Genomic DNA, 26,400 nt, shown 5'->3' on the forward strand with positions numbered 1-26,400 from the left:
GTGCGGCGGGTCCGGAACGCGAGCCGGTCACCACCCCGCGCAGCGCCCTGTCACGCGCTCGGATAGGGTCGCAGCGTACGGCAAGGGGGCCGGCACCGGTACTCCACGCCGCGCGTACCGCCTCGGGCGGTCAGGTCCTCACAGACCGCGGCGGGGTGGCCGAGATGAATTGTCAACGGCCGGCTCCAACGGTCGGCGCACATCACTCCGCCGGCGACACGGTCTGCGGCCGGCGGACCAGAACGCGAGGAGATGGGACCTGTGACCATCCGGGTTGGCATCAACGGCTTCGGTCGGATCGGCCGCAACTTCTTCCGGGCAGTGCTGGCGTCCGGCGCTGACGTCGAGGTCGTGGCGGTGAACGACCTGACCGACAACGCGACGCTTGCCCACCTTGTCAAGTACGACAGCATCCTGGGCCGCCTCCCGCAGGAGGTCAAGGCGACCGCCGACGAGATCACCGTGGGCGGCAAGACCATCAAGGCGTACGCCGAGAAGGACCCGGCGAAGCTGCCGTGGGGCGAGGTCGGCGCCGACGTGGTCATCGAGTCCACCGGCTTCTTCACCGACGCCACCAAGGCCAAGGCGCACATCGACGGCGGGGCCAAGAAGGTCATCATCTCCGCGCCGGCGAAGAACGAGGACGTCACGGTCGTCATGGGCGTCAACCACGAGACGTACGACCCGGCCAAGCACAACATCATCTCGAACGCCTCGTGCACCACCAACTGCCTCGCCCCGATGGCGAAGGTGCTGCACGACACGTTCGGCATCCAGCAGGGTCTGATGACGACCATCCACGCGTACACGCAGGACCAGAACCTGCAGGACGCGCCGCACAAGGATCTGCGCCGGGCCCGGGCCGCCGCGCTGAACATCGTGCCGACCTCGACCGGTGCCGCGAAGGCGATCGGCCTGGTGCTGCCGGACCTCAAGGGCAAGCTGGACGGTTACGCGCTGCGGGTGCCGATCCCCACCGGTTCGGTCACCGACCTGACCGTCACGGTCGGTCGCGAGACGACCGTCGACGAGGTCAACGCCGCGCTCAAGGCCGCTGCGGACGGCCCGCTCAAGGGCATCCTCATCTACAACGAGGACGCGATCGTCTCCACCGACATCGTCACCGACCCGGCGTCCTGCATCTTCGACGCGCCGCTCACCAAGGTGATCGGCAACCAGGTCAAGGTCGTCGGCTGGTACGACAACGAGTGGGGTTACTCGAACCGCCTGGTGGACCTGGTCAAGCTGGTCGGTAGCTCGCTGTGAGTGCGAGGAGCGAGCTTGCGAGCCCCGCAGTCGCGAACGGAGGACTAGCTCTGTGAGCATCCGAACCCTCGACGACCTGCTCGCCGAGGGGGTCTCGGGTCGGCGCGTCCTGGTGCGCGCCGACCTGAACGTCCCACTCGACAAGCAGACCGGTTCCATCACGGACGACGGCCGTATCCGCGCCGTCCTGCCGACCCTGAGCGCGCTGATCGGGGCCGGTGCGAAGGTGACCGTCTGCTCGCACCTGGGCCGTCCGAAGGGGGCGCCGGACCCGCAGTTCAGCCTGCGGTCGGTCGCCGACCGGCTCGGCGAACTGCTCGGCGCTCCGGTGCACTTCGCCACCGACACCGTCGGCGACTCGGCCCGCTCCACGGTCGAGGCGCTCGGTGACGGTGAGGTCGCCCTGCTGGAGAACCTGCGCTTCAACGCCGGCGAGACCAGCAAGGACGAGGCGGAGCGGGCGTCCTTCGCCGACCAGCTCGCCGGGTTCGGCGAGGCGTACGTCGACGACGCGTTCGGCGCGGTGCACCGCAAGCACGCGAGCGTCTACGACGTGCCGGCCCGCCTGCCGCACTTCGCCGGCCGGCTGGTGCTGCGCGAGGTGGAGGTTCTCTCCACGCTCACCGGCGAGCCCGAGCGGCCGTACGTGGTGGTGCTCGGCGGCTCGAAGGTCTCCGACAAGCTGGCGGTGATCGAGGCCCTGCTGCCGAAGGTCGACCGGCTGCTCATCGGCGGCGGCATGTGCTTCACCTTCCTCAAGGCTCAGGGCCACGAGGTGGGCACCTCGCTGCTCGAGGAGGAGATGGTCGAGACCTGCCGCAACCTCATGGAGCGTGCGCCGGGCAAGATCCTGCTCCCGGTCGACGTGGTGGCCGCCGACGCGTTCTCGCCGGACGCCACGCACGACACGGTCCGTGCCGACGGCATCCCGAGCCACCGGCTGGGTCTGGACATCGGCCCGGAGACCGTGGCCGGGTTCGCCGCCGCTCTCAAGGGCGCACGGACGATCTTCTGGAACGGCCCGATGGGCGTGTTCGAGATGGCGCCGTTCGCCCACGGCACGCGAGGCGTGGCCGAGGCGATCGCCGGTTCCGGGGCGTTCACGGTCGTCGGCGGTGGCGACTCCGCCGCGGCGGTGCGGGCGCTCGGCCTGGACGAGTCCTCGTTCGGGCACATCTCCACCGGTGGTGGGGCATCCCTGGAGTACCTGGAGGGCAAGACCCTCCCCGGCATCGCTGCTCTGGAGAACTGATGGCGGGCCCCACTCGCCGGCCGCTGATGGCCGGCAACTGGAAGATGAACCTCAACCACTTCGAGGCGAACCTGCTCGTGCAGAAGTTGGCGGCGAGCCTCAACGAGAAGCAGCTCACCGACGTCGAGGTGGTGGTCCTGCCGCCGTACACCGATCTGCGCACCGTGCAGACCGCGGTGGAGGGCGACAAGCTGATGATCGGTTACGGCGCGCAGGACCTGTCGCCGCACGCCTCGGGCGCGTACACCGGCGACATCTCCGGGTCGATGCTGGCCAAGCTCGGCTGCACGTACGTGGTGGTCGGGCACTCCGAGCGCCGGATCCACCACTACGAGAGCGACGCCCTGTGCAACGCCAAGGTGAAGGCGGCGCTGACCCACGGACTGACCCCGATCCTCTGTGTGGGGGAGGGGCTGGACGTGCGTGAGCAGGGGCGGCACGTGGCGCACTGCTCGGACCAGCTCGAGGGTGCCCTCGCCGGCATCAGCGCCGAGCAGGTCACCAAGGTCGTCGTGGCGTACGAGCCGGTCTGGGCGATCGGCACCGGCAAGACCGCGACGCCGGAGGACGCCCAGGAGGTGTGCGGGGCGGTCCGTGATCGGCTGGCCGATCTCTACGATCGGGGCACCGCGGAGCAGGTCCGGATACTCTACGGCGGCTCGGTCAAGGCGGCGAACGTCGCAGCGACCATGGCCCAACCGGACGTGGACGGCGGGCTGGTGGGCGGTGCGAGCTTGGACGCCGAGGAATTCGCGCAGATCTGCCGGTTCCCGGAACACATCGCTCGCTGATCGCTCGCTATCCTTGACTCCGCCCGTCCGCCGGTCGGTGCCGCCGTGCCCGACCTGTCCGGGCGAGGATCGCTACGAGAGGACTGACCCCAGCCATGCTGCCGACCTGGTTCGCATACACGTTGATCGTGTTGCTGATCATCACGAGCATCCTGCTCACCATGCTGATTCTGCTGCACCGAGGTAAGGGTGGTGGGCTGTCCAGCATGTTCGGCGGGGGTGTCAGCTCCAGCCTCGCCGGTTCCTCCGTCGCGGAGAAGAACCTCGACCGCTACACCGTCCTGGTGGGCATCGTCTGGTTCGCCTGCATCGTCGGGCTCGGCCTTTGGCTCCGTCTGCAGATGAGCAGCGGGGCCTGATCGGCCGGTTCGAGTCGTACAATCTGCGCGCGGTCCGTCACTCGACGGGCCGCGCGCAAACTTTTTGCTGCACCGCGTCGCCCGCCGTCCCCTCGCGGCGGTTCCCCTCCGACGACAGGAGCGAGCAGCCGTGTCCCAGCACAACGTGATCCGGGGTGCCCGGATCGGGTCCGCCCCGGAGCGCCTGCCCCAGCGTTACGAGCCGGCTCCGCGCCGAGCGGTCACCTACTGGTGCCGCAACGGCCACTGGATGGAGATCCTGATCGCCGCGGACGCCGTCGCGCCGCCGCAGTGGGACTGCCGGCGGTGCGGGCACCCGGCCGGCCCGGACGCGCAGAACCCGCCCGGGCGGTCGCGTGCCGAGCCCCACAAGACGCACCTGGCGTACGTGAAGGAGCGGCGCACCGACGAGGAGGGTGCGGCGATCCTCGCCGAGGCCCTCGCCGCTCTCCACCGCCGTCGCGGCCGATGACCCCCGCGCCCCCTCTCGATCAGAAACACGGAAAGAGTGGCCATTCTCCGGGGAATGGCCACTCTTTCCGTGAACGAGGTGGTGCGGGGGGCGGCGGGTCAGCGCAGGCTGCGTAGGCGGGCGGGCACGTCGGCCGCCGCGGCCCGGTCCAGCAGCCAGAGGGTACGGCTGACGCCGTGTACGCCGGCCGCGGGCAGCTGCACCGGCCCGGCACCCGCCAGGGCCATGCCGACGGCCCGCGCCTTGTCGCCGCCACTGGCCACCAGCCAGACCTCCTCGGCGGTGTTGATCGTCGGGAGGGTGAGCGTGGTGCGCACCGGCGGTGGCTTCGGGCTGCCCCGCACGGCGCTGACCGGTCGGCTCTCGTAGTGCACCGGGTGCTCGGGGAAGACCGAGGCGATGTGCCCGTCCTCGCCGACGCCGAGCATCAGCACGTCGAAGTGGGGCAGCTCGGCGGTACCGGGTCGCGCGGCCGCGGCCAGCTCGGCGGCGTACCGGGCGGCGGCCTCCTCGGGATCCGGTCCGGCCGGGCCGTCCGACGCCGGCATCGGGTGCACCCGGGCCGGATCCAGCGGCACCACGTCGAGCAGCGCCGCGCGGGCCTGGGTCTCGTTGCGCTCCGGGTCGCCTGCGGGCAGGAACCGCTCGTCACCCCACCAGACGTCGACCCGCGACCAGTCGACCGCGTCCCGCGCCGGCAGGGTCGCCACGGCCCGGTAGACGGCCGCCGCGATCCGGCCGCCGGTCAGCACCACGGATGCCTGACCCCGTTCGGCCTGCGCGTCGAGCAGCTTTACCACGAAGCGTGCCGCCACCGCCTGCGCCAGCAACTCGGCGTCGGCGTGGACGGCGACACTCGCCTCACTCATCTTGTGCCTTTTCCTGTTCGAGCCGACCGTCTGGCGGTCGGTACGTCGTTGCTCGGGCGGGTACGGCCACCGTCACCGCTGGCTGGTGCCGGCGTGCGCGGTGACTCCCGCCTCCGCCCGCTCGGCCGTGGCGGGGTCCTTCCACACGTGGACCCGCGTGGCCGGGCGCTGCTCCAGGCCGGTGACGCCCGAGATGGCGCTCAGCGCCTCCGCGTAGACCTGGTCGGCGTCGAGCCGGCGCAGCTCCTCGGCCAGCTCGTCACCGAGCGGGCGGCGGACCAGCGGCAGCTGCCGGTCGTCCTGACCGGTACGCCGGAAGGTGGCGACGCTGTCCTCCCGGGTGAGCGTGAGCTCGTCACCGTTGGTGCAGCTCAGCTGCACCTCCCGCATCCGGGGGAACTCGTCGGTGTGCTCCCAGCGCGGGTTGATGCCGAGCCGGCTGCTCAGCCAGCCACACATCAACGCCGCGGTCGGGTCCTGCCGCGGCGCCACCAGCCGGGCCTCGCTGACCCTCGCCTCGGTGGTGTCGAAGGCGCCCGCGACCAACGTGCGCCACGGGGTGATCCGGGTCCAGGCCAGGTCGGTGTCGCCCGGGGCGTAGTCGTGGGCCCGCTGGCGCAGCGCCGCGATCGGGTCCCTGGCCTGCGCTGTGTCGGTGATCCGGCGGTCGGCCACCACCCCGAGGAAGTCGGTGGCGATCTCCTCCGGCGGCTCGCCGTGCCACCAGGTGACCACCGGCACGTCCGGCACGAGCAGCGGCATGACCACCGACTCGGCGTGTAGCGCCAGTCGGCCGTACGTCCGCATGACCACGGCCTCGCAGGGACCGAGCCGGCCGCCCACGACGATCTCCGCGTCCAGCCGGTTGCGGTCGCGCTCGATCTCGGAGCGGACCACCACCAGCAGGCGGCAGGGGTGGGCGGCGGCGGCGATGGTGGCCGCAGCCTCCGCCTCGCGTACCCGCTTCTCGTCCACCACGACGATGAGCGTGAGCGCCATCCCACTGGCCACACCGCCCGCGCTGCGCCGTTCCGCGGCGAGCGCCTTGACCACCTCGTTGCCGGTGGTGTCCCACAGGCCGATCACTGAAGCCTCCCGCTTCGCGCGCTCGCGCCGCTCCGCCGGGGCGCGAGCGCGTCTCCGCTGTGCCGAATCGTTCGTCCGCTCACGCCGCTCACGCCCGCCGCCAGGCGCGGCCCTCGCCGGCCAGCATCTCGTCGGCGGCCCGGGGACCCCACTCGCCGGCCCGGTACGGCTCCGGCTTGACGCCCTGCCAGGCCCGCTCCAGCGGGTCGACGACCTGCCAGCTCTGCTCGACCTCGGCCGCGTCCGGGAAGAGCGTCCGGTCGCCGATGAGGACGTCCAGCACCAGCCGCTCGTACGCCTCCGGGCTGGACTCGGTGAACGCCTCGCCGTACTGGAAGTCCATCGCGATGTCGCGGACCTCCATGGCGGTGCCGGGCACCTTGGAACCGAACTTCAGCACCACGCCTTCGTCGGGCTGGACCCGGATGACGAGCTGGTTGTTGCCGAGCGACTCCACGTCGGTCGGGTTGAACGGCAGGTGCGGCGCCTTCTTGAACATGATGGCGACCTCGGTGACCCGCCGGGGCAGGCGCTTGCCGGCCCGGATGTAGAAGGGCACCTCCGCCCAGCGCCGGTTCTGGATGCCGAGCCGGACCGCCACGTACGTCTCGGTGGTGGAGTCCTCGGGGACGCCCTCCTCGTCGAGGTAGCCGACGGCCCGCTCGCCGCCCACCCAGCCGGGCAGGTACTGGCCGCGGACGGTGCCCTTGCTCACGTCCTTCGGCAGCGTGATCGCCTTGAGCACCTTCAGCTTCTCGGTGCGGATCTCGTCCGGGTCGAAGCTCGTCGGCTCCTCCATCGCCACCAGCGCGAGCAGCTGGAGGAGGTGGTTCTGGAACACGTCGCGGGCCGCGCCGGCCGAGTCGTAGAAGCCGGCTCGGGTGCCGATGCCGACGTCCTCGGCCATCGTGATCTGCACCGAGTCGACGTACTTGGAGTTCCACAGCGGCTCGAACAGGTTGTTGGCGAACCGCAGGGCGAGGATGTTCTGGACGGTCTCCTTGCCCAGGTAGTGATCGATCCGGAAGACGTCCTTGCTGGTGAAGACGTTGTCCACCAGGTCGTTGAGCGCCTTCGCCGACGGCAGGTCGTGCCCGAACGGCTTCTCGACCACCACCCGGCGCCAGCCGCCCGACTTGGCGTTGTCCGCCATGCCGGTACGGGCCAGCTGCTTGAGGACCACGGGGAAGGCGGCCGGGGGGATGCTGAAGTAGAAGGCCGCGTTGCCCGGGATGCCGTGGGTCTCCCGCAGCTCGTCGAGAGTGGCGGCCAGCTGGTCGAAGGCCTCGTCGTCGTCGAACGACCCGCCCACGAACTTGATGTTGCCGGCGAGCCGCGCCCAGACCTCGTCCCGCCAGGGCGTCCGCGCGTGCTTGCGGGCCGCCTCGCAGGCGAGGGTCTCGAAGTCGCCGTCACCCCAGTCGCGGCGGGCGAAGCCGAGCACCACGAAGCCCGGGGGCAGCAGCCCCCGGTTGGCGAGGTCGTAGACCGCCGGCAGCAGCTTCTTCCGGGCCAGGTCGCCGGTGACCCCGAAGATCACCAGCGCGCACGGCTCGGGAATCCGCGGCAGCCGGCGGTCCTGCGGGTCGCGCAGCGGGTTGACGCCGCTTCTCCGCTCCGACTGTTCCACGTCGTCCATCCTCACGCCCGCAGCCCACTGGCCGCATCGAGCAGCTGGGCCACGCCAGCGGACCGGTCGGTCAGGTGCAGCCGGAGCACCGGCCGGTTCCGCCCGGCGAGCGCCTGCCGGTCGCCGCCGGCCTGGGCCGCCTGCAGCTCACCGAAGGTGTACGGCTTGCCGGGCACCGGCAGGTCCTCGGTCACCGCGCCGGTCAGCTGGAGGTAGCTGCCGACCTGCGGGCCGCCCTTGTGGTACTGGCCGGTGGAGTGCAGGAAGCGGGGACCCCAGCCGAACGTGACCGGTCGTCCGGCCGCCTCGGCCAGCAGCGGGCGCAGCCGGGCCGTGTCCGCGTCGGCGAACCGGTCGAGGTACGCCATCACCGCGAGGTACCCCTCGTCGCCGAGGCCGTCGAGCAGCCAGCGCAGCACGCCGGCCAGGTCGCCCGGAGCGCCGGCCGGGGCGTACACCTCGATCGCGCCCTCGGTGAACGACGGCGTCTCCGCCGGCAGCCCCGAGGCCAGGATCTTGTTGGTGTTCTCCTTGGACTCGGTGACGTTCGGCTGGTTGAACGGGTCGATCCCGAGCACCACGCCGGCGACCGCGGTGGCGTATTCCCAGGCCAGGAACTGCGCGCCGAGCGGGCCGTTGATCGTCACGTCCGGGTCGCCCCCGCCGCCGGGCGTCTCGCCCGCGGCCAGTGCGCCGCCGTAGCTCACGGACAGCACGTCCGGGCCCTTGGCGCCGGCGCTCTGCGGCGACTCGACCACCACCGGAAGGATGCCGACTCCGGCCTTGCCGGTGGATTCGGCGATCAGCTGCTCGGCCCAGTCGCCGAGCCCGTCGATGCCGGTGCCGTCGGAGACCAGGGCGACCTTGTCCCGGCCGTCGGTGGCCGCGGCGCCGAGGGCGGCGCCCAGCGCCAGCGCCGGGTTGTCCTTGTCGCCGGTGAGCGTGGCGGCCAGCGCTTCGGCCTGGTCGAGCAGCTCGGACACCTCCACGCCGGCCAGCGCCGACGGGACCAGCCCGAACGCGGTGAGCGCCGAGTAGCGGCCACCCACGTTCGGGTCGGCGAGCACGGTGAACGCGCCCATCGCGGCGGCGGTCTCCTCGAGCGGCGAACCGGGGTCGGTCACGATGACGAAGTGCCGTCCGGCCTCCGCCTCGGTCATCCCGGCGTCCAGGAACGCCTGCAGGTACGCCCGGCGGTGGCTGTCGGTCTCCACGGTCGAGCCGGACTTGCTGGCCACCACGACGACGGTGCGCTCGAGGCGGTCACCGAGGGCCGCGCGTACCTGGCCCGGGTCGGTGGTGTCCAGCACGGTCAACGGCCGGCCGAGCGTGCGGGTGATCACCTCGGGGGCCAGTGACGAGCCGCCCATGCCGGCGAGCACCACGTGGTCGAGGTCGGCCAGCTCCGCCTTCAGCTCGGCGAGCTGGGGGAGCAGTTCCCGGCTGCGCCGGTGGGTGTCCACCCAGCCGAGGCGGATCTTCGCCTCGGCCTCGGCGTCCGGGCCCCACAGGGTCGGGTCCTTGGCGGCCAGCTTGGCTGGGACGCCGGCGTTGACCAGCGCGTCGCGGGCCGAGGCCGGGGCGGCCTTGTCGACCGCCTCCGCCCCGTGCACGGTGAGTCCCGCGGCCGACTCGGCCGGGGTTGCGAACAGGTCGCTCATGCCGCCTCCTCGCTGTGTTCGGTGGCGGCCCGAGGGTTCCGCACGCTGAGCTCGCTCACGCGTTGCCTCCCGCCTGGGCGGCCGCCTTGGCGTTGCCCTGCGCGACCCGGCCCGGGGTGCCCACACCCTGCGCCGCGGACTCCAGCGACTTGCGTACGCCGTCGAGCAGCTCCAGCCAGCTCGCCTCGAACTTCTCCACGCCCTCGCGCTCCAGCACCGCGATCACGTCGGTCAGGTCCACGCCGGCCGCCTCCAGGTCGGAGAAGGCCTTGCGGGCCGCGTCGTACGCGCCGGTGATGGTGTCGGCCTGGGTCTCGCCGTGGTCGGCGTACGCCTTGATGACCGACTCCGGCATGGTGTTGACCGTGCCGGGCGCGATCAGCTGCTCGACGTAGATGACGTCCCGGAAGTCCGGGTTCTTGGTCGAGGTGGAGGCCCACAGCGGCCGCTGCGGGTGCGCCCCGGCGTCGGCGAGCGCCTGCCACCGCTTGGAGGAGAAGACCTCGTTGTAGCGCTCGTACGCCAGCTGGGCGTTGGCGATGGCCGCCTTGCCGCGCAGCGCCTTCGCCGTGTCCGAGCCGATCTTCTCCAGCCGCTTGTCCACCTCGGTGTCGACCCGGGAGACGAAGAACGAGGCGACCGAACCGATTTTGGACAGGTCGTGCCCGTTCGCCTTCGCCTGCTCGAGGCCGGCGAGGAACGCCTCCATGACCTGCGAGTAGCGGTCCAGGCCGAAGATCAGCGTGACGTTGACGCTGATCCCCTCCGCCAGCGTCGCGGTGATCGCCGGCAGGCCGGCCTCGGTGGCCGGGATCTTGATGAAGAGGTTCGGCCGGTCGACCAGCCACCAGAGGGCCTTCGCCTCGGCGACCGTCTTCTCGGTCTCGTGCGCCAGCCGGGGGTCGACCTCGATGGAGACCCGGCCGTCGACGCCGCCGCTCTTGTCGTACGAGGGGCGCATCACGTCGCAGGCCCACCGTACGTCGTACGTGGTGAGCATGCGGACGGCCTCTTCGACCTCCACACCCCGTACGGCGAGGTCCCGCAGCTGCCAGTTGTACTCGTTGGCGTCACTCAACGCCTTCGCGAAGATCGTCGGGTTCGTGGTCACCCCGGCCACGTGCTTCTCCTGGCGCAGCTGCTCCAGCCCGCCGGAGGTAAGCCGAGTCCGGGAGAGATCGTCGAGCCAGATCGCCACGCCGGCGGAGCTGAGCTCGCCCAGTCTGTCCGTCATTTCGTCCACGCTCCCCTTCAGTTGCCGGTCGTGTAACCGGTGATGTCGCCAACCCGAGTCAGCGCCGCCCGCGCGGCGGCCACGATCCGGTCGGGAGTGAACCCGAACTGCTCGAAGAGCACCGTGTGCGGCGCGCTGGCACCGTAGTGCTCCAGGCTCACGCTCTCGCCGCAGTCGCCGACGATGTGCCGCCAGGACATCGCGATGCCCGCCTCCACGCTCACCCGTGCCTTTACCCCGCGCGGCAGGACCGACTCCCGGTAGGCCTCGTCCTGCTCGGCGAACCACTCCTGGCAGGGCATCGAGACGACGCGGGTGGGGGTGCCGTCGGCCTCCAGCCGCTCGCGGGCGGTGAGGCAGAGCTGCACCTCGGAGCCGGTGCCGACGATGATCACCTGCGGCTGGGCGTTGGACGCCTCGGCCAGCACGTACCCCCCACGGGCCACGCCCTCGGCGCTGCCCAGCGTGCTGCGGTCGAGCGTCGGCAGCGCCTGCCGGCTCAGCGCGAGCGCGGTCGGCCGGTCGGTGTGCTCCAGGGCCGTCCGCCACGCCCAGGCGGTCTCGTTGGCGTCCGCGGGGCGGACGACGTCCAGGCCGGGGATGGCCCGCAGCGCGGTCAGGTGCTCCACCGGCTGGTGGGTCGGGCCGTCCTCGCCCAGGCCGATCGAGTCGTGCGTCCAGACGTAGATCACCGGCAGCTTCATCAGGGCGGCGAGCCGCACCGAGGGCCGCATGTAGTCGCTGAACACCAGGAACGTGCCGCCGTAGGGCCGGGTGCCGCCGTGCAGGGTGATGCCGTTGAGGATGGCGCCCATGGCGTGCTCACGGATGCCGAAGTGCAGCGTGCGACCGTACTCGTTGCCGGGGAACGCCTTGGTGGCGTGCGAGGCCGGGATGAACGACGGCTCGCCCTTCATGGTGGTGTTGTTGCTCTCGGCCAGGTCGGCCGAGCCGCCCCAGAGCTCGGGCAGGACCGGGGCGAGCGCGTCGAGCACCTTGGACGAGGCGGCCCGGGTGGCGATGCCCTTGGCGTCGGCCGGGAACTCCGGCAGCGCGTCCGTCCAGCCCGCCGGCAGGACCCGTCCGGCCATCCGGTCGTAGAGCGCCTTGCGCTCCGGGTTGGCCTTCGCCCAGTTCCCGAACGTGGTGTTCCACTGCTGCTGGGCCTGCTCGCCGCGGTTGAGCACCTGCCGGGCGTGCGCGAGCACCTCCTCGTCGACGGCGAAGCTCTGCGCCGGGTCGAACCCGAGGATCTTCTTGGTGGCGGCCACCTCGTCGGCGCCGAGCGCCGAGCCATGGATCTTGCCGGTGTTCTGCTTGTTCGGCGCGGGCCAGCCGATGATGGTCCGCAGCGCGATGATCGAGGGACGGCCGGTCTCCGCCTTGGCGGCCAGCAGCGCCCGGTGGAGCGCCTCGACGTCCTCGTGGTAGTCGCCCTGGTCGGCGTCACCGCGGCGCCAGTCGACGGTCTGCACGTGCCAGCCGTACGCCTCGTAGCGGGCTGCCACGTCCTCGCTCTTGGCGATCCGGGTGTCGTCCTCGATGGAGATCTCGTTGTCGTCGTAGATGACGACGAGGTTGCCCAGCTGCTGGTGGCCGGCGAGGGCGCTGACCTCGTGGCTGATGCCCTCCTCGATGTCACCGTCGGAGGCGATGCACCAGATGTGGTGGTCGAACGCGGAGGCGCCCGCCTCGGCCTCGGGGTCGAACAGGCCACGCTCGCGGCGGGCGGCCATCGCCATGCCGACCGCGTTGCCCAGGCCCTGGCCGAGCGGACCGGTGGTGGTCTCCACACCGGGGGTGTGCCCGTGCTCCGGGTGACCCGGAGTGAGCGAGCCCCACTGGCGCAGCGACTTCAGGTCCTCGAGGTTCAGCGGGTAGCCCGAGAGGAAGAGCTGGATGTAGAGCGTCAGGCTCGAGTGGCCCGCGGAGAGCACGAACCGGTCCCGGCCGGGCCAGGCGGGGTTGGCGGGGTCGTGCCGCATCACGCGGTTGAAGAGAAGGTACGCCGCGGGCGCGAGGCTCATCGCGGTGCCGGGGTGGCCGTTACCGGATTTCTCCACGGCGTCCATGGCGAGCACGCGTACGGTGTCCACGGCCCGGCGGTCGAGGTCAGACCAGTTGAGTTCGGTCTCGGATTGGTTGGCAGCCACGTTGGTTGTGCTCCTCGGCAGATGGGCGGAACCCTCATTGGTGACCCTATCGAGCCGTCCTAAACGTCCGCCCGGGGATCACTGCATGGTCCTTGGTACTCCTTCCGGAGGATTCGGCGGTAGGTCAGAACGTGTGACGGCCCGCACCGTTGCCGGGTCGGCCGGGCAGCCAAAACGACAGCGCGTAGTGTGTGGGCGGTGTGGGGCCCGATCTGGGCCCGGCCGATCCGAATCTCCCGCGCCGACGCCGGAAGGTGGCAATCCGTGAGCATGATCACCGAGCGCCCCGTCAGCAACTCCGCCGGGCAGCCGCCCGTGCGGACGGCGGAGGGCTCGGTCGCGCCGCGGCGGGACGTCCGGGCGGTCGTTCGGGCGTACGTGACGCTGACCAAGCCGCGGATCGTGGAACTGCTCCTGGTGACCACGGTGCCGGCGATGATGCTCGCCGCCGACGGGCTGCCGTCGCTCTGGCTGGTCGCCGTGGTGCTGGTCGGTGGCTCGCTCGCGGCCGGCGCGGCCAGCGTGATCAACTGCTACATCGACCGGGACATCGACCAGTTGATGCGGCGGACGAAGCGCCGCCCGCTGCCCGCGCACACCGTCTCGCCGCGTAGCGCCCTCATCTTCGGCCTCACGCTCGCAGTGATCTCGGTGGCGCTGATGGCCGTGTTCACCAACCTGCTGGCCGCGGGGCTCACCCTGGCCGCGATCGTCTACTACGACTTGATCTACACGCTCTGGCTGAAGCGCACGACGGCGGCGAACACCTTCTGGGGTGGCGCCTGCGGCGCGGCGCCGGTGCTGATCGGCTGGGCCGCGGTCACCGGCTCGCTCTCGCCGGCCGCCTGGGGTCTGTTCGCGGTGGTCTTCTTCTGGCAGATGCCGCACTTCTACCCGCTGGCGATGAAGTACAAGGACGACTACGCCCGCGCGGGGATCCCGATGCTGCCGGTGGTGGCCTCCACCCGCCGGGTCAACGCCGAGATCCTGATCTTCACCTGGTTGACCGTGCTGACGTCGCTGGCGGTCTGGCCGCTGGGCATGAGCTTCGTCTACGGCGTACCGACGCTGGTGGTCGGCGGCGTGCTCGTGGTCGAGGCGCACAAGCTCGCCCGTCGGGCGGCGAGTGGCCAGGCGGTCAAGCCGATGCGGCTGTTCCACTGGTCGACGACGTACCTGACCATCGTCTTCGCCGCGGTCGCGCTGGACGCGCTGCTCTGACGGCCGGTGCGGCCTGCTGCGCGGCGAACCGTGGGGAAGGCGCCCACAAAAATCATCATCATGGATGAGTTGTCCGGGTTTAGCGTTACATCGTGTCGTCTGTCGGGATGAGTCGGATCGACTCAACTTGCGCCGGACCACGTGCGGTTTGTCGAAGCGCTATGCCGCGAAAAGTGCTGAAAAACCTGGGCAAAACTCCTGTGGTCTTCCTTAAACGTCCAGGTAACAGGCATCACAAAAGCTTCACTGTTCTCGTCCGTATCAGTGGCAACCTGCATAGGCTTCGCGTCATGGCAGATGGTTCCGATACGACGCTGACGGCTGAGCACAGCGATCAGGCCCCGAACGGTCTGGTCGCGGGGATCAAGTCGTTCGCCGCCGGACACGGCGGTGCGAAGGCCGTCATCGAGTACGTCGGCAAGCGCGGTGCACGCATCGTCCTCGTCGGTGAGGACGGCGAGTGGGGCGACCAGATGGCGACCGACACGGTCACCGCGCGTGAGGCGTGCGCCAAGGCGGGAGTCACCGTCGAGAACGCCTGGGAGCGGGAACTGATGGACCAGATGCGGCCGAGCAACGACCTCTGGCGGTCGATGGCCCGGCGCACGATGGCCCGTTGAGGACGAGTTGAACAACCACCACCAGCCGGCCCGGGGGAAACCCCGGGTCGCTCTCATAACCTGTGGCGAACTCGCCGACCTGGACCCGGACGACCGGCTCGTGCTCGCGCCGTTGGCCGCCCGGGGCGTCGGCGCCGAAGCCGTCGTCTGGGACGACCCGGCCGCCGACTGGGCGGCGTACGACCTCGCCGTGCTCCGCTCGCCCTGGGACTACATGCCCCGCCGGGACGAGTTCGTGGCCTGGGCGCAGCGCGTGCCGCGGCTGGCGAACCCCGCCGACGTGGTGCGCTGGAACACCGACAAGCGCTACCTCGACGAACTGTCGGCGGCGGGCGTCCCGACGGTCCCGACGGCGTGGGTCGGCCCGGGCGAGTCCTGGACGCCGCCCGCCGACTCGGGTGAGTACGTGATCAAGCCTGCGGTCAGTGCGGGCAGTCAGGACACCGGCCGGTACGACCTGGCCGACCCGGAGCACCGCGAGCTCGCGGTGGCGCACGTGCGGCGGCTGTCGGCCGCCGGACGGGTGACCATGGTCCAGCCGTACCTCAGCGCGGTCGACACCGCCGGCGAGACCGCACTGCTCTTCCTGGCCGGGCGGCAGGGGCTGGCGTTCAGCCACGCCATCCGCAAGGGCCCGATGCTGACCGGACCCGACTTCGGGGTCGACGGGCTCTACCGGCCGGAGGAGATCACCGCTCGTACGGCGACCGAGGAGCAGTTGGCGGTGGCCGCGAAGACCCTCGCGGCGGTGCCGGGCGGGTCGGACCGGCTGCTCTACGCCCGGGTCGACCTGATCCCCGGTCCGGACGGCCGGCCGATCCTGGTCGAGCTGGAACTCACCGAACCCTCGCTCTTCCTCGGCCACAGCGCCGGCGCCGCCGACCGGCTCGCCGACGCGATCCTCACCCGGCTGGTAAGCGAAACCTGATCCCCTCGTCCACCATTTCGGCGATCATGCAGTGGTGGCATGGCACAAGAGGCGCGTACGCGGGCATACCGCTCGAGGGTGTCTCCACGTCGGCCCCGGCCCCGAGGCCGGACCGGGCCCGGGCCGACGGCTGCGCGGTGGCGGGTCAGACGGCGACGGTGACGGGTTCGGCGGCCGGAGTTGGCGCTGGGGCCGCGGGCACGGCTCGACGTTCCCGGGTCGACCACTGCACGTGCAGCGCGGCCAACAGGACCAGGCACGAGCCGAACATGTGCGCGCCGACGAGGACTCCCGGCAGGTGGGTGAAGTACTGCACGAAGCCGATCAGGCCCTGACCGAGTTCGACCCCGACCAGCAGCAGCGCGGCGCGTTCGGCCCGCGCCGCGCCCACCGCGCGGAACGCGAAGACCAGCGCCACCGAGAGCCCGAGCAGCAGGAACACGCTGTCGGCGTGCACCTGCGAGATCGACTCCGGGTCCAGGCCGTTGCGCACCGCGTCCCGGTCGCCGGCGTGCGGGCCGCTGCCGGTCACCCAGGTGCCGATCAGCAGCACCGCCACGCCGACCACCGTGGTGAGCCGGGCCAGCGTCCGCAGCGGTGCGGGTACCACGGCCACCGCCGGCCCGTCCGGGTCCGCGGTGCGGCGCCAGAGGGCGTACGCGGCCGCGATCACCGCCATCGAGGCGAGGAAGTGCAGGCCGACCACCCACGGGTTCAGGTTGGTCAGCACCGTGATGCCGCCGACCACCGCCTGCGCCGGGATGCCGCAGAAGACCGCGATGGACAGCGCCAGCACTCCGCGTCGGCGAGGCCGGTGCGCCAGCGCCGCCAGCACGGTGGCGAACGCGATGATGCCCACCGCGAACGTGAGCGTCCGGTTGCCGAACTCGATCACCCCGTGCACGCCCATCTCGTTCGTGGGGACGTACGACCCGTCGGTGCATCGTGGCCAGGTCGGGCAGCCGAGCCCGGAGGCGGTCAACCGCACCGCCCCGCCGGTGACCACGATTCCGACGTTCGCGATGATCGAGGCGAGCGCGAGCCGGCGCAGCAGTGCCGCCGGGACCGGGAACCGATCGAGCAGGCGGTGCAGCGCGGCGGGGACCGGGAACCGGACGTATCGCTTCACGGCGCAAATCCTACGCAACGTAGTGATCGATCTTCCTTCGAGTCCGGTAACACGGTGGTTGGAATCACCGGGACATCGGTTTGCGGGCCTCGGACGAAATACGTAACGTGGGCGTTGTGAAAAAGGCGGCGGGAGTCTCCCGGCACCGGTCGGCGACCGATCCGGTCGCCGGTCAGCGCGCGTCCGCCACCGTCGGGGCCGACCTGTCCACCCGTGACCGGGTGACCCAGCTGCTGCTGGAGCAGGGCGCAACCACCGCGGCGCAGCTCGGTTCGGCGCTCGGGCTCAGCCCGGCCGCGATCCGCCGGCACCTCGACGCGATGCTCGCGGACGGCGACGTCATCGCCCGCGACCAGACGATCCAAGGCCACCGGGGCAGGGGGCGCCCGGCGAAGGTCTTCGTGCTGACCGAGGCCGCCCGGCTCCGCTGCGGCACCCACCACTACGACAACATGGCCACCGCCGCGCTGCGCTGGATCGCCCGCAGCGGCGGTTCGGAGGCGGTGGAGACGTTCGCCGCCGAGCAGGTCTCCGCCCTGGAGGCCCGCTGCCGGGCGGCCATGGAGGACGCCGGCGACGATCCGCTCGCCCGGGCGGAGGCACTCGCCGGGGCATTGACCGCCGAGGGTTACGCTGCGAGCGCATCCACGATCGCCTCCGGCGGCCAGCTCTGCCAGCACCACTGCCCGGTGGCACACGTGGCCGCCGAGTTTCCCCAGCTGTGCGAGGCCGAGACCGAGGTGATCTCCCGCCTGGTCGGCACCCACGTGCAGCGCCTGGCCACCATCGCGCACGGCGACGGGGTGTGCACCACGCACATCCCCGCCCAGCCGGGGCGTGTCCAGTCCGGAAAGACCCGTCACCACTGTGAGGACAGATAGATGACCGAGCAGATCGTCCAGCCACTCACCCAGGAGGAGCAGCTCGCCGCCCTGGGCCGCTACGAGTACGGCTGGGCCGACCCGGACGTCGCCGGGGCCGCCGCCCAGCGGGGCCTCAACGAGGCCGTGGTGCGGGACATCTCGGCCAAGAAGAACGAGCCGGCCTGGATGCTCGACCTGCGCCTGAAGGGCCTGCGGCTGTTCGAGCGCAAGCCGATGCCGTCCTGGGGCGCCGATCTCACCGGGATCGACTTCGACAACATCAAGTACTTCGTCCGGTCGACGGAGAAGCAGGCCACCAGCTGGGAGGACCTGCCCGAGGACATCAAGAACACCTACGACCGGCTGGGCATCCCCGAGGCGGAGAAGCAGCGGCTGGTCGCCGGTGTCGCGGCGCAGTACGAGTCCGAGGTCGTCTACCACAAGATCCGTGAGGACCTCGAGGAGCAGGGCGTCATCTTCCTCGACACCGACACGGCGCTGCGGGAGCACGAGGACCTGTTCAAGGAGTACTTCGGCACCGTCATCCCGGTGGGTGACAACAAGTTCGCCGCGTTGAACACCTCCGTCTGGTCCGGTGGCTCGTTCATCTACGTGCCGAAGGGCGTGCACGTGGAGATCCCGCTGCAGGCCTACTTCCGGATCAACACGGAGAACATGGGCCAGTTCGAGCGGACGCTGATCGTCGTCGACGAGGGCGCGTACGTGCACTACGTCGAGGGCTGCACCGCGCCTCTCTACTCCTCGGACTCGCTGCACAGCGCCGTGGTCGAGATCATCGTCAAGAAGAACGCCCGGTGCCGCTACACGACCATCCAGAACTGGTCGAACAACGTCTACAACCTGGTCACCAAGCGCGCCACCTGCCAGGAGGGCGCGACCATGGAGTGGGTCGACGGCAACATCGGTTCCAAGGTCACCATGAAGTACCCGGCGGTCTACATGCTCGGTGAGCACGCCAAGGGCGAGGTGCTCTCGGTGGCCATGGCCGGCGAGGGGCAGCACCAGGACGCCGGCGCCAAGATGGTGCACGCCGCGCCGCACACCAGCAGCACGATCGTCTCCAAGTCGATCGCCCGCGGCGGTGGCCGCACCTCCTACCGTGGCCTGGTTCAGGTGATGGAGGGCTCGCACCACAGCAAGAGCACGGTCAAGTGCGACGCGCTGTTGGTCGACACCATCTCCCGCTCGGACACCTACCCGTACGTCGACATCCGCGAGGACGACGTGGCGATGGGGCACGAGGCGACCGTCTCCAAGGTCAGCGAGGACCAGCTCTTCTACCTGATGAGCCGGGGAATGTCCGAGGACGAGGCGATGGCGATGATCGTGCGCGGCTTCATCGAGCCGATCGCCAAGGAGCTCCCGATGGAGTACGCCCTGGAGCTCAACCGCCTGATCGAGCTCCAGATGGAGGGCGCGGTCGGCTGACCCAGCCGGCTGATCCCGCCTGACCCGTCGGGCGAAACACGGCCGGTCCGAGCCCAGCCCGGCGGGCCGGTCGGGGCCGCGACCAGCCCCGACCGACCCTCCGACTAATCGCAGAACAGACCAAGGAAGAGATGACTACCCAGGCTTCCGCGCCACCGACCACGAAGTCGCAGGCGCTCCGCTCGTACGACGTCGCCGACTTCCCGGCTCTCACCGGCCTGGAGGAGGAGTGGCGCTTCACCCCGCTCAAGCGGCTGCGTGGCCTGGTGGGCCAGCCGCAGGCCGCCACCGGCGCGGTCCGGCACGAGCACGGCGACCTGCCCGCGGGCGTGACGCTCGGCCGCATCGCGAAGGACGACCCGCGGGTGGGCAGCGTGCTCACCCCGTTCGACCGGGTCAGCGCGCTGGCGTACAGCGGTGCCGGTGAGGCGCTGCTGATCCAGGTTGCGCGGGAGGCCGTGGTCGCGGCGCCGGTGACCGTGCGGGTGGTCGGCGACGGTGCGGAAGGGCTGGCCTTCGGGCACACCTTCGTCGAGGTTGGCCGGTTCGCCGAGGTGACCCTGGTGCTGGAGCACGTCGGTTCGGCCACGCTGGCCGACAACGTCGAGGTGGCCGTGGCCGACGGGGCGAAGCTGACCCTCGTCACGGTCGCCGACTGGGCCGATGACGCGGTGCAGGCGCAGCACCTCAAGGTGAAGTTGGGCCGCGACGCGAAGGTGGTGCACGTCCAGGTCTCGCTCGGCGGTGACCTGGTCCGGCAGTACACCTCGGTGGAGTACACCGGCCGGGGCGGCGAGGCCGAGCTGTACGGCGTCTACTTCGCCGACTCGGGCCAGCACCTGGAGCACCGGCAGTTGGTCGACCACAACACCCCGGACTGCCGCAGCTACGTCGGCTACCGCGGCGCCCTGCAGGGCGACAGCGCGCACACCGTCTGGGTCGGTGACGTGCTGATCCGGGCCGAGGCGACCGGCACCGACACGTACGAGATCAACCGGAACCTGCTGCTCAGTGACGGTGCGCGGGCCGACTCCGTACCGAACCTGGAGATCGAGACCGGCGAGATCGCCGGTGCGGGCCACGCGAGCGCGACCGGCCGCTTCGACGACGAGCAGCTGTTCTACCTCATGGCCCGGGGTATCCCGGAGGGAGAGGCCCGCCGGCTGGTGGTGCGCGGCTTCTTCGCCGAGCTGATCAACAAGATCCCGGTAGAGGAGCTGCGCGAGCGGCTCGGTGCGGCGATCGAGGAGCGGCTCGCCAAGGCGGGCGCCTGATGATCCGGATCTGCTCCACCGAGGACGTGCCCAAGGGCGCCGTGATCAGCGCGGACGTCGACGGCACCCAGATCGCGCTGGTGCACGGCGAGGACGACAACTTCTACGCCGTCTACGACGAGTGCTCGCACGCCGCGGTGGCTCTCTCCGAGGGCGAGGTCGAGGGCTGCACGCTGGAGTGCTGGCTGCACGGCTCCCGCTTCGACCTGCGTACCGGCGAGCCCACCGGGCTGCCCGCCACCGAACCCGTCCCCGTCTATCCCGTCGAAGTCCGCGACGGCGACATCTACGTCAGCCTGACGCCGAGCAATGGAGTGACCCGATAATGAGCACCCTGGAGATCCGCGACCTGAAGGTGTCGGTCAAGCTGCCCGAGGGTGAGCTCAAGCCGATCCTGGCCGGTGTCGATCTGACCGTCCGCTCCGGTGAGACCCACGCCATCATGGGCCCCAACGGCTCCGGCAAGTCCACTCTCGCGTACTCGATCGCCGGCCACCCCAAGTACGAGATCACCGGCGGTTCGGTGACCCTCGACGGCGAGGACGTGCTGGCCATGTCCGTCGACGAGCGGGCCCGCGCCGGTCTCTTCCTCGCCATGCAGTACCCGGTCGAGGTGCCCGGCGTGTCGGTGGCCAACTTCCTGCGTACCGCCAAGACCGCCATCGACGGCGAGGCGCCGAAGCTGCGCACCTGGGCCGGCGAGTTGCGTGGGGCGATGGAGCGGCTGCAGATGGACCCGGCGTTCGCCCAGCGCAACGTCAACGAGGGCTTCTCCGGCGGTGAGAAGAAGCGGCATGAGATCGTGCAGCTGGAGCTGCTCAAGCCGAAGATGGCGATCCTCGACGAGACCGACTCCGGCCTCGACGTGGACGCGCTGCGCGTGGTCAGCGAGGGCGTCAACCGGGTCCGCGACACCGGTGACACCGGTTTGCTGCTGATCACCCACTACACCCGCATCCTGCGCTACATCAAGCCGGACTTCGTGCACGTGTTCGTGGCCGGCCGGATCGTCGAGCAGGGTGGCCCGGAGCTGGCCGACAAGCTCGAGGACGAGGGCTACGAGCGGTACGTCGCCGGGGCCGGTTCGGCCCGGGCCTGAGCGTTAGGAACGCGGAGATGACCACGATCGCGATCCCGCCGGGGATGCCGCAGTACGGCGACGTGCCGCGCTACGACGTAGCGAAGGTACGCGCCGACTTCCCGATCCTCGACCGGGAGATCAACGGGCACCGGCTGGTCTATCTCGACAGCGCCAACACCTCGCACAAGCCGCGTCAGGTGCTCGACGTGCTCGCCGAGCACTACGCGCGACACAACGCGAACGTGTCCCGGTCCGTGCACACCCTCGGCACCGAGGCCACCGAGGCGTACGAGGGCGCCCGGGCGAAGCTCGCCGCGTTCATCAACGCGCCGAGCCCGGACGAGGTGGTGTTCACCAAGAACTCCACCGAGGCGATCAACATCGTGGCGTACGCGTTCTCCAACGCTTCGCTGCGTCCGGACGCCGACCCCCGGTTCCGCCTCGGGCCCGGTGACGAGGTGGTCATCTCCGAGATGGAGCACCACTCGAACATCGTCCCGTGGCAGCTGCTCTGTGAGCGCACCGGCGCGACCCTGCGTTGGTTCCCGGTCACCGACCAGGGGCGCCTCGACGAGTCGGGCCTGGACGACCTGATCACCGAGCGGACGAAGATCGTCTCGCTGGTGCACATGTCGAACATCCTCGGCACCGTGAACGCCACCGCGCGGATCACCGAGCGGGTGCGTCAGGTGGGGGCGCTGCTGCTGCTGGACTGCTCGCAGTCCGTGCCGCACCTGCCGATGGACGTGGTCGACTACGACGCCGACTTCATCGTCTTCACCGGTCACAAGATGTGCGGTCCGACCGGCATCGGGGTGCTCTGGGGGCGGGCCGAGCTGCTGGCGGCGATGCCGCCGGTGTTCGGTGGCGGCTCGATGATCGAGACGGTGGCGATGTCCGGCTCCACGTTCGCCGCGCCGCCGGCCCGGTTCGAGGCGGGCACCCCGCCGATCGCGGAGGCCGTGGCGCTCGGCGCCGCGGTGGACTACCTCTCCGACATCGGCATGAAGGCCATCCAGTGGCACGAGAAGGAGCTGACGGCGTACGCGCTCGACGCTCTCGCCACGGTGCCCGGCCTGCGGATCTTCGGGCCGACCGTGCCGGTCGGCCGGGGCGGCACCATCTCGTTCGCGCTCGGCGACGTGCACCCCCACGACGTGGGTCAGGTGCTCGACTCGCTGGGTGTGCAGGTGCGGGTGGGTCACCACTGCGCCCGCCCGGTCTGCACCCGCTTCGGGGTGCCGGCGACGACGCGGGCCTCGTTCTACCTCTACACCACCACCGAGGAGATCGACGCTCTGGTGGCGGGTCTGGAGCAGGTGCGGAAGGTGTTCAACTGATGCAGCTCGACCAGCTCTACCAGGAGATCATCCTGGATCACTACAAGCACCCGCACGGGCGCGGGCTGCGCGACGCCGACGGCGGAGCGCACCTCGCGGAGGCGCACCACGTGAACCCGACCTGCGGGGACGAGGTCACCGTGCGGGTGGCGACGGACGGCAGCGTGCTCACCGACATCTCGTACGAGGGCATGGGCTGCTCGATCAGTCAGGCGTCGGCCAGCGTGCTGCACGAGCTGCTGAGGGGCCGGCGGGCCGGGGAAGCTTTCGAGGTGCACGAGGCGTTCGTCGAGTTGATGTCCGGGCGTGGCCAGGTCACGCCGGACGAGGATGTGCTCGGTGACGGGGTGGCGTTCGCGGGTGTGGCCCGCTACCCCGCTCGGGTGAAGTGCGCGCTGCTGCCGTGGATGGCGTTCAAGGACGCCGCGGCACGCGCCGGGGTGGGCGTGAGCCCGGAGGTGAAGGCATGAGCGACGAAACCACCACCGCCGCGACGCCGGCGACCGGCGGCGGCAAGGCCGCCCTCGCCGACATCGAGGAGGCGATGAAGGACGTCGTCGACCCGGAGCTGGGCATCAACGTGGTCGACCTCGGCCTGGTGTACGGGATGCACGTCGACGACGAGAACGTGGTCACCCTCGACATGACGCTCACGTCGGCGGCCTGCCCGCTGACCGACGTCATCGAGGACCAGGCGCGGCAGGCGCTGACCACCGGCCCGGGCGGCGGACTGGTCAACGACATCCGGATCAACTGGGTGTGGCTGCCGCCGTGGGGCCCCGACAAGATCACCGACGAGGGACGCGACCAGCTCCGCTCCCTCGGCTTCAACGTCTGAGCGAGCCTGCTCGTCGGGCGCGACACCCAGCGGGTGCCGCGCCCGACGTGTCTCCGGCGCCCGTTCGCCAAGTTCACCGTCTCCGCCAGGGCCACCGTCCCCGCCAACGGTGCCGCCCTGGCGATGGCTGTCGCCGGGGTGCCCGCCGGCCAGGACACACATGTTGATGCGAACCGTGATACCGCAGAGGCATTTTTATACCCCTCAGGTATCACGCTCCGGGGGGTTACGGCGGGCGCGGCCGGCATAAGCCCGGCCGGCTCGCGGACTCGGGGTGAAATCAGTCGCGGGCACCGGCAGCGACGGGCCAGGATGACGGCGTGTTCGAGACGTACCGGATGAAGTCCGTTCCTGTCGCCGAGGGCGGCAGCGCCCGTCGACAGCAGCGGCCGTGTGGTCGCGTCTCGACCCACCGCCGACCGTCGTGACCAGGGCATTCCTCGCCGGCTTGGTCGCCGGCTACGGGGTCGCTGTTCCGGTCGGTGCGATCGCGGTGCTGATCCTGGGGCTGAGCGCCCGGACCTCCTTCCGGGTCGGCGCCGCCGCGGCGCTCGGCGTGGCCACCGCCGACGGCCTCTACGCCGCGGTCGCGGCGCTCGGCGGCGCCGCCCTGGCCGCGGTGATCGCGCCGGCGGCCGGTCCGCTGCGAGTTGTGGCGGCGGTCGTCCTGCTCGCGATCGCCGCCCTCACAACCTGGCGGGCGTTCCGTCCCCGGCCAACGGAGGCCCGGCGTGGCGGCGGCGGGCTGGACAATCCGGGGCGGGCGTTCGCCGGCGTGCTCGCGCTGACCCTGTTGAACCCGGCGACCGTCGTCTACTTCACCGCGCTGGTGCTGGGGCGGGGCGATGCGGCCGATTCGGATCCGTGGGCCGCCGTGCTCTTCGTCCTGGGCGCGTTCGTCGCCTCGGCGAGCTGGCAGCTGCTGATCGCCGGAGGCGGCACCCTGGTCGGCCGGACGCTCGCCGGCCCGCGCGGCCGCCTGCTGACCGCGCTAGCGTCCAGCGCCATCATCGCAGCGCTGGCCCTGACCACCCTCCTCCACGCCTGACCCCGGCACGCCTCCATCCCGTTGATCATGGGTGGTGTCGATGGGGTGCGAGCGGCGAGGAGCCGGGGGTGCCGTACGGTCAGTGCCATGTCGAGTCGACCCGCTGCCGGGGGCGGCCGGTGGGTCGAGGTCGACCCGGCCCGGGTGGCCCGCTGGGTGGACGGTTTCGCCGGCCGGCACGGCCCGCCCGCCGTCACCACCGAGCCGTACGGGCTGCTGCTCACGGCCCCGGACGGCGGGACCGCCGAACTCCACGCCCCGCCCGGTGCTCCGGCCGCCACCGACGTGCCGGGCTTCGTCGCCGCCGCGACCGCGCCACGCCGGCTCGGTCTGCTGCTCGCCCGCAAGGGTGGAGTGGCGGTCGGCATCGCCGACGGGGTGGACCTCGTGGTGTCGAAGGTGGACAGCCGCTACGTGCAAGGACGGACGGCGGCGGGAGGCTGGTCCCAGCAGCGCTTCGCCCGCCGGCGCGACAACCAGACCAAGGCGGCGCTGGGCGACGCGATCGAGCTGGCGGTACGACTGCTGCTCCCGCAGGTCTCGTCGCTGGACGCGCTGGTCTGCGGCGGTGATCGACGAGCGATCGACACCGTGCTCGCCGATCGGCGGCTCGCCCCGCTCGCGGCGTTGCGCGCCGACCGGCTGCTGGACGTGCCCGAGCCGCGGCACGCGGTACTGGTCGACGCGATCGCCGGCGCTCGGTCCGTACACATCCTGGTCCGTGACCCGGACGGCGACGCGCCGGCCTGACCACCCGGGACCGCTGGCCCGGAACGATCCCGTGCCGGCCTGACCACGCCGAACCTCCGTCGATCAAGCCCCCCGCACGGGCCCGGCCCCCGGCGGTGGCCGGGGGCCGGGTTGGGGAAGGGACGGCGCTCAGCCGCTGCCGAAGGTGTCGCAGGCCTTCGGGTCGCCGGCGGAGTAGCCCCGGCTGAACCACTGTTTGCGCTGGGCGGACGAGCCGTGGGTGAACTCCTCCGGGTTCACCGGCCGGTTCGCCCGCGCGGAGATGGCGTCGTCGCCGATCTTCTCGGCCGTGTCGATCGCCTGCTGGATGTCCTGCTCGGTGATGCTGGCGAAGATCTTCTGGCCGCTGGCGTCGGCGGTGCCGGTGGCGTTACGCGCCCAGGCGCCCGCGTAGCAGTCGGCCTGGAGTTCCAGCTTCACCGAGAGCGCGTTGGCGTTGCCGGGATCGCGTTGCTGCTGTCGGCGCATCTGCGCCTCGGTGCCGATCAGGTCCTGCACGTGGTGGCCGTACTCGTGGGCCAGCACGTACGGCTGGGCGAACTCGCCCTGGGCGCCCAGTTGCTCGGCGAGCACCCGATAGAAGCCGAGGTCGATGTAGACGAGGTCGTCGGCGGGGCAGTAGAACGGGCCGACGCCGGAGTCGGCCGCGCCGCAGGCGGTGTTGACGGCCCGGCTGAAGAACACGGTCCGCGAGGGCCGGTACTGCTCGCCGAACTCCTGCGGGAGCGCGGTACGCCAGTACGCCTGGATCGAGTTGACGTAGAGGGTGTTGCGGCAGTCGAGCTGCCGCAGCGCGTCGTCCGCCGAGCACTTCTGCTCCAGGGCGGTGTTGTCGCCCGCCGGGTCGCCGCCGTCCATGGCGGCGTTGAGGCCGAAGCCGCCGCCGACCAGGGCGACCAGGACGGCGATGACGACGCCCACGATCCCGCCCCGCCCGCCACCGATCGGGATTGGTATCCCGCCGAGGCCGCCCCCGCCGGACTCCCGTCTATCGTCCACCTGGCTGGTGTCTATCTGCGCGTTCTCGTTCAGCTCCATCTGTCCCCGATCGCCGATTCGTCCGTGTGGGTGGTTGCGGTACCGGAC

Annotated in this window: 25 protein-coding genes and 1 pseudogene; 18 read left to right on the forward strand and 8 right to left on the reverse strand. The window is 71.0% G+C overall.

Annotated elements, in window-relative coordinates; all coding sequences use genetic code 11:
- Window positions 1-261: 261 nt before the first annotated feature.
- From gap to AB0F98_RS14710, 5 genes are all read left to right on the forward strand, one after another.
- Window positions 262-1,266, forward strand: a complete 1,005-nt coding sequence (gap, locus tag AB0F98_RS14690; RefSeq protein WP_357734317.1) for a type I glyceraldehyde-3-phosphate dehydrogenase — start codon at window positions 262-264, stop codon at window positions 1,264-1,266.
- A gap of 52 nt (window positions 1,267-1,318) precedes the next feature.
- The gene (locus AB0F98_RS14695; protein WP_357734320.1) at window positions 1,319-2,518 is read left to right on the forward strand and encodes a phosphoglycerate kinase; all 1,200 of its coding nucleotides are present in this window, start codon (window positions 1,319-1,321) and stop codon (window positions 2,516-2,518) included.
- Window positions 2,518-3,309: a triose-phosphate isomerase gene (tpiA, locus tag AB0F98_RS14700; protein WP_357734323.1), complete on the forward strand. Its 792-nt coding sequence runs from the start codon at window positions 2,518-2,520 to the stop codon at window positions 3,307-3,309. The genes AB0F98_RS14695 and tpiA overlap by 1 nt, the downstream gene beginning before the upstream one ends.
- 98 nt (window positions 3,310-3,407) lie before the next feature.
- Complete coding sequence (gene secG / locus AB0F98_RS14705; protein WP_076468253.1) at window positions 3,408-3,668, forward strand: preprotein translocase subunit SecG; 261 nt, start codon at window positions 3,408-3,410, stop codon at window positions 3,666-3,668.
- A 130-nt stretch (window positions 3,669-3,798) separates the two neighbouring features.
- The gene (locus AB0F98_RS14710; protein WP_357734326.1) at window positions 3,799-4,140 is read left to right on the forward strand and encodes an RNA polymerase-binding protein RbpA; all 342 of its coding nucleotides are present in this window, start codon (window positions 3,799-3,801) and stop codon (window positions 4,138-4,140) included.
- Window positions 4,141-4,238: 98 nt separating this feature from the next.
- Here AB0F98_RS14710 and pgl read toward each other — a convergent pair whose 3' ends face one another.
- From pgl to tkt, 6 genes are all read right to left on the reverse strand, one after another.
- Entirely contained in the window at window positions 4,239-5,009 is a 771-nt protein-coding gene (gene pgl, locus AB0F98_RS14715) for a 6-phosphogluconolactonase (protein WP_357734329.1), read from the reverse strand.
- Window positions 5,010-5,081: 72 nt separating this feature from the next.
- A complete protein-coding gene (locus AB0F98_RS14720; RefSeq protein ID WP_357734332.1) occupies window positions 5,082-6,095 on the reverse strand; it encodes a glucose-6-phosphate dehydrogenase assembly protein OpcA in 1,014 nt (337 codons plus the stop codon).
- An 88-nt stretch (window positions 6,096-6,183) separates the two neighbouring features.
- Complete coding sequence (gene zwf, locus AB0F98_RS14725) at window positions 6,184-7,734, reverse strand: glucose-6-phosphate dehydrogenase (RefSeq protein ID WP_357734741.1); 1,551 nt, start codon at window positions 7,732-7,734, stop codon at window positions 6,184-6,186.
- Between the two features lie 2 nt (window positions 7,735-7,736).
- Window positions 7,737-9,386, reverse strand: coding sequence for a glucose-6-phosphate isomerase (locus tag AB0F98_RS14730; RefSeq protein ID WP_357734335.1), 1,650 nt, complete (start codon window positions 9,384-9,386; stop codon window positions 7,737-7,739).
- 55 nt (window positions 9,387-9,441) lie between these two features.
- The gene (tal, locus tag AB0F98_RS14735) at window positions 9,442-10,620 is read right to left on the reverse strand and encodes a transaldolase (protein WP_357734338.1); all 1,179 of its coding nucleotides are present in this window, start codon (window positions 10,618-10,620) and stop codon (window positions 9,442-9,444) included.
- Between the two features lie 17 nt (window positions 10,621-10,637).
- Entirely contained in the window at window positions 10,638-12,773 is a 2,136-nt protein-coding gene (gene tkt / locus AB0F98_RS14740) for a transketolase (RefSeq protein ID WP_357734341.1), read from the reverse strand.
- A 264-nt stretch (window positions 12,774-13,037) separates the two neighbouring features.
- On the opposite strand from tkt, the gene AB0F98_RS14745 reads away from it, so the two are divergent.
- The 3 genes from AB0F98_RS14745 (at window position 13,038) to AB0F98_RS14755 (ending at window position 15,542) form a co-directional block, all read left to right on the forward strand.
- The gene (locus AB0F98_RS14745; protein WP_357734344.1) at window positions 13,038-13,994 is read left to right on the forward strand and encodes a heme o synthase; all 957 of its coding nucleotides are present in this window, start codon (window positions 13,038-13,040) and stop codon (window positions 13,992-13,994) included.
- Window positions 13,995-14,284: 290 nt separating this feature from the next.
- On the forward strand, window positions 14,285-14,614 hold the full coding sequence (locus AB0F98_RS14750; RefSeq protein WP_076467644.1) for a hypothetical protein: 330 nt from the start codon (window positions 14,285-14,287) through the stop codon (window positions 14,612-14,614).
- Window positions 14,615-14,621: 7 nt separating this feature from the next.
- Window positions 14,622-15,542, forward strand: a complete 921-nt coding sequence (locus AB0F98_RS14755) for a hypothetical protein (protein ID WP_357734348.1) — start codon at window positions 14,622-14,624, stop codon at window positions 15,540-15,542.
- A 145-nt stretch (window positions 15,543-15,687) separates the two neighbouring features.
- Here the strand turns inward: AB0F98_RS14755 and AB0F98_RS14760 are convergent, their stop codons facing one another.
- Window positions 15,688-16,635, reverse strand: coding sequence for a COX15/CtaA family protein (locus AB0F98_RS14760; protein WP_357734744.1), 948 nt, complete (start codon window positions 16,633-16,635; stop codon window positions 15,688-15,690).
- A 152-nt stretch (window positions 16,636-16,787) separates the two neighbouring features.
- On the opposite strand from AB0F98_RS14760, the pseudogene AB0F98_RS14765 reads away from it, so the two are divergent.
- The 10 genes and pseudogenes from AB0F98_RS14765 (at window position 16,788) to AB0F98_RS14810 (ending at window position 25,314) form a co-directional block, all read left to right on the forward strand.
- Window positions 16,788-17,556, forward strand: a pseudogene (locus AB0F98_RS14765) (HTH domain-containing protein).
- The gene (gene sufB / locus AB0F98_RS14770) at window positions 17,553-18,983 is read left to right on the forward strand and encodes a Fe-S cluster assembly protein SufB (RefSeq protein WP_357734352.1); all 1,431 of its coding nucleotides are present in this window, start codon (window positions 17,553-17,555) and stop codon (window positions 18,981-18,983) included. The pseudogene AB0F98_RS14765 and the gene sufB overlap by 4 nt, the downstream one beginning before the upstream one ends.
- Window positions 18,984-19,114: 131 nt before the next feature.
- Window positions 19,115-20,257, forward strand: a complete 1,143-nt coding sequence (sufD, locus tag AB0F98_RS14775; RefSeq protein WP_357734355.1) for a Fe-S cluster assembly protein SufD — start codon at window positions 19,115-19,117, stop codon at window positions 20,255-20,257.
- Entirely contained in the window at window positions 20,257-20,583 is a 327-nt protein-coding gene (locus AB0F98_RS14780; RefSeq protein ID WP_357734358.1) for a non-heme iron oxygenase ferredoxin subunit, read from the forward strand. The genes sufD and AB0F98_RS14780 overlap by 1 nt, the downstream gene beginning before the upstream one ends.
- Window positions 20,583-21,356, forward strand: coding sequence for a Fe-S cluster assembly ATPase SufC (sufC, locus tag AB0F98_RS14785; protein WP_076467634.1), 774 nt, complete (start codon window positions 20,583-20,585; stop codon window positions 21,354-21,356). Before AB0F98_RS14780 ends, sufC begins: the two co-directional genes overlap by 1 nt.
- 17 nt (window positions 21,357-21,373) lie before the next feature.
- The gene (locus AB0F98_RS14790) at window positions 21,374-22,678 is read left to right on the forward strand and encodes a cysteine desulfurase (RefSeq protein WP_357734363.1); all 1,305 of its coding nucleotides are present in this window, start codon (window positions 21,374-21,376) and stop codon (window positions 22,676-22,678) included.
- Window positions 22,678-23,148: a Fe-S cluster assembly sulfur transfer protein SufU gene (gene sufU / locus AB0F98_RS14795; RefSeq protein WP_076467630.1), complete on the forward strand. Its 471-nt coding sequence runs from the start codon at window positions 22,678-22,680 to the stop codon at window positions 23,146-23,148. The genes AB0F98_RS14790 and sufU overlap by 1 nt, the downstream gene beginning before the upstream one ends.
- Complete coding sequence (locus tag AB0F98_RS14800; RefSeq protein WP_076467628.1) at window positions 23,145-23,516, forward strand: metal-sulfur cluster assembly factor; 372 nt, start codon at window positions 23,145-23,147, stop codon at window positions 23,514-23,516. Before sufU ends, AB0F98_RS14800 begins: the two co-directional genes overlap by 4 nt.
- Window positions 23,517-23,940: 424 nt before the next feature.
- Complete coding sequence (locus AB0F98_RS14805; RefSeq protein WP_357734368.1) at window positions 23,941-24,564, forward strand: LysE family transporter; 624 nt, start codon at window positions 23,941-23,943, stop codon at window positions 24,562-24,564.
- An 87-nt stretch (window positions 24,565-24,651) separates the two neighbouring features.
- On the forward strand, window positions 24,652-25,314 hold the full coding sequence (locus AB0F98_RS14810) for an acVLRF1 family peptidyl-tRNA hydrolase (protein ID WP_357734371.1): 663 nt from the start codon (window positions 24,652-24,654) through the stop codon (window positions 25,312-25,314).
- 129 nt (window positions 25,315-25,443) lie between these two features.
- Here AB0F98_RS14810 and AB0F98_RS14815 read toward each other — a convergent pair whose 3' ends face one another.
- Window positions 25,444-26,352: a neutral zinc metallopeptidase gene (locus AB0F98_RS14815; protein WP_357734375.1), complete on the reverse strand. Its 909-nt coding sequence runs from the start codon at window positions 26,350-26,352 to the stop codon at window positions 25,444-25,446.
- Window positions 26,353-26,400: the final 48 nt, after the last annotated feature.

The organism is Micromonospora sp. NPDC023737 (genome assembly GCF_040639715.1).
In the GTDB taxonomy this organism is placed as follows: Bacteria; Actinomycetota; Actinomycetes; order Mycobacteriales; family Micromonosporaceae; genus Micromonospora.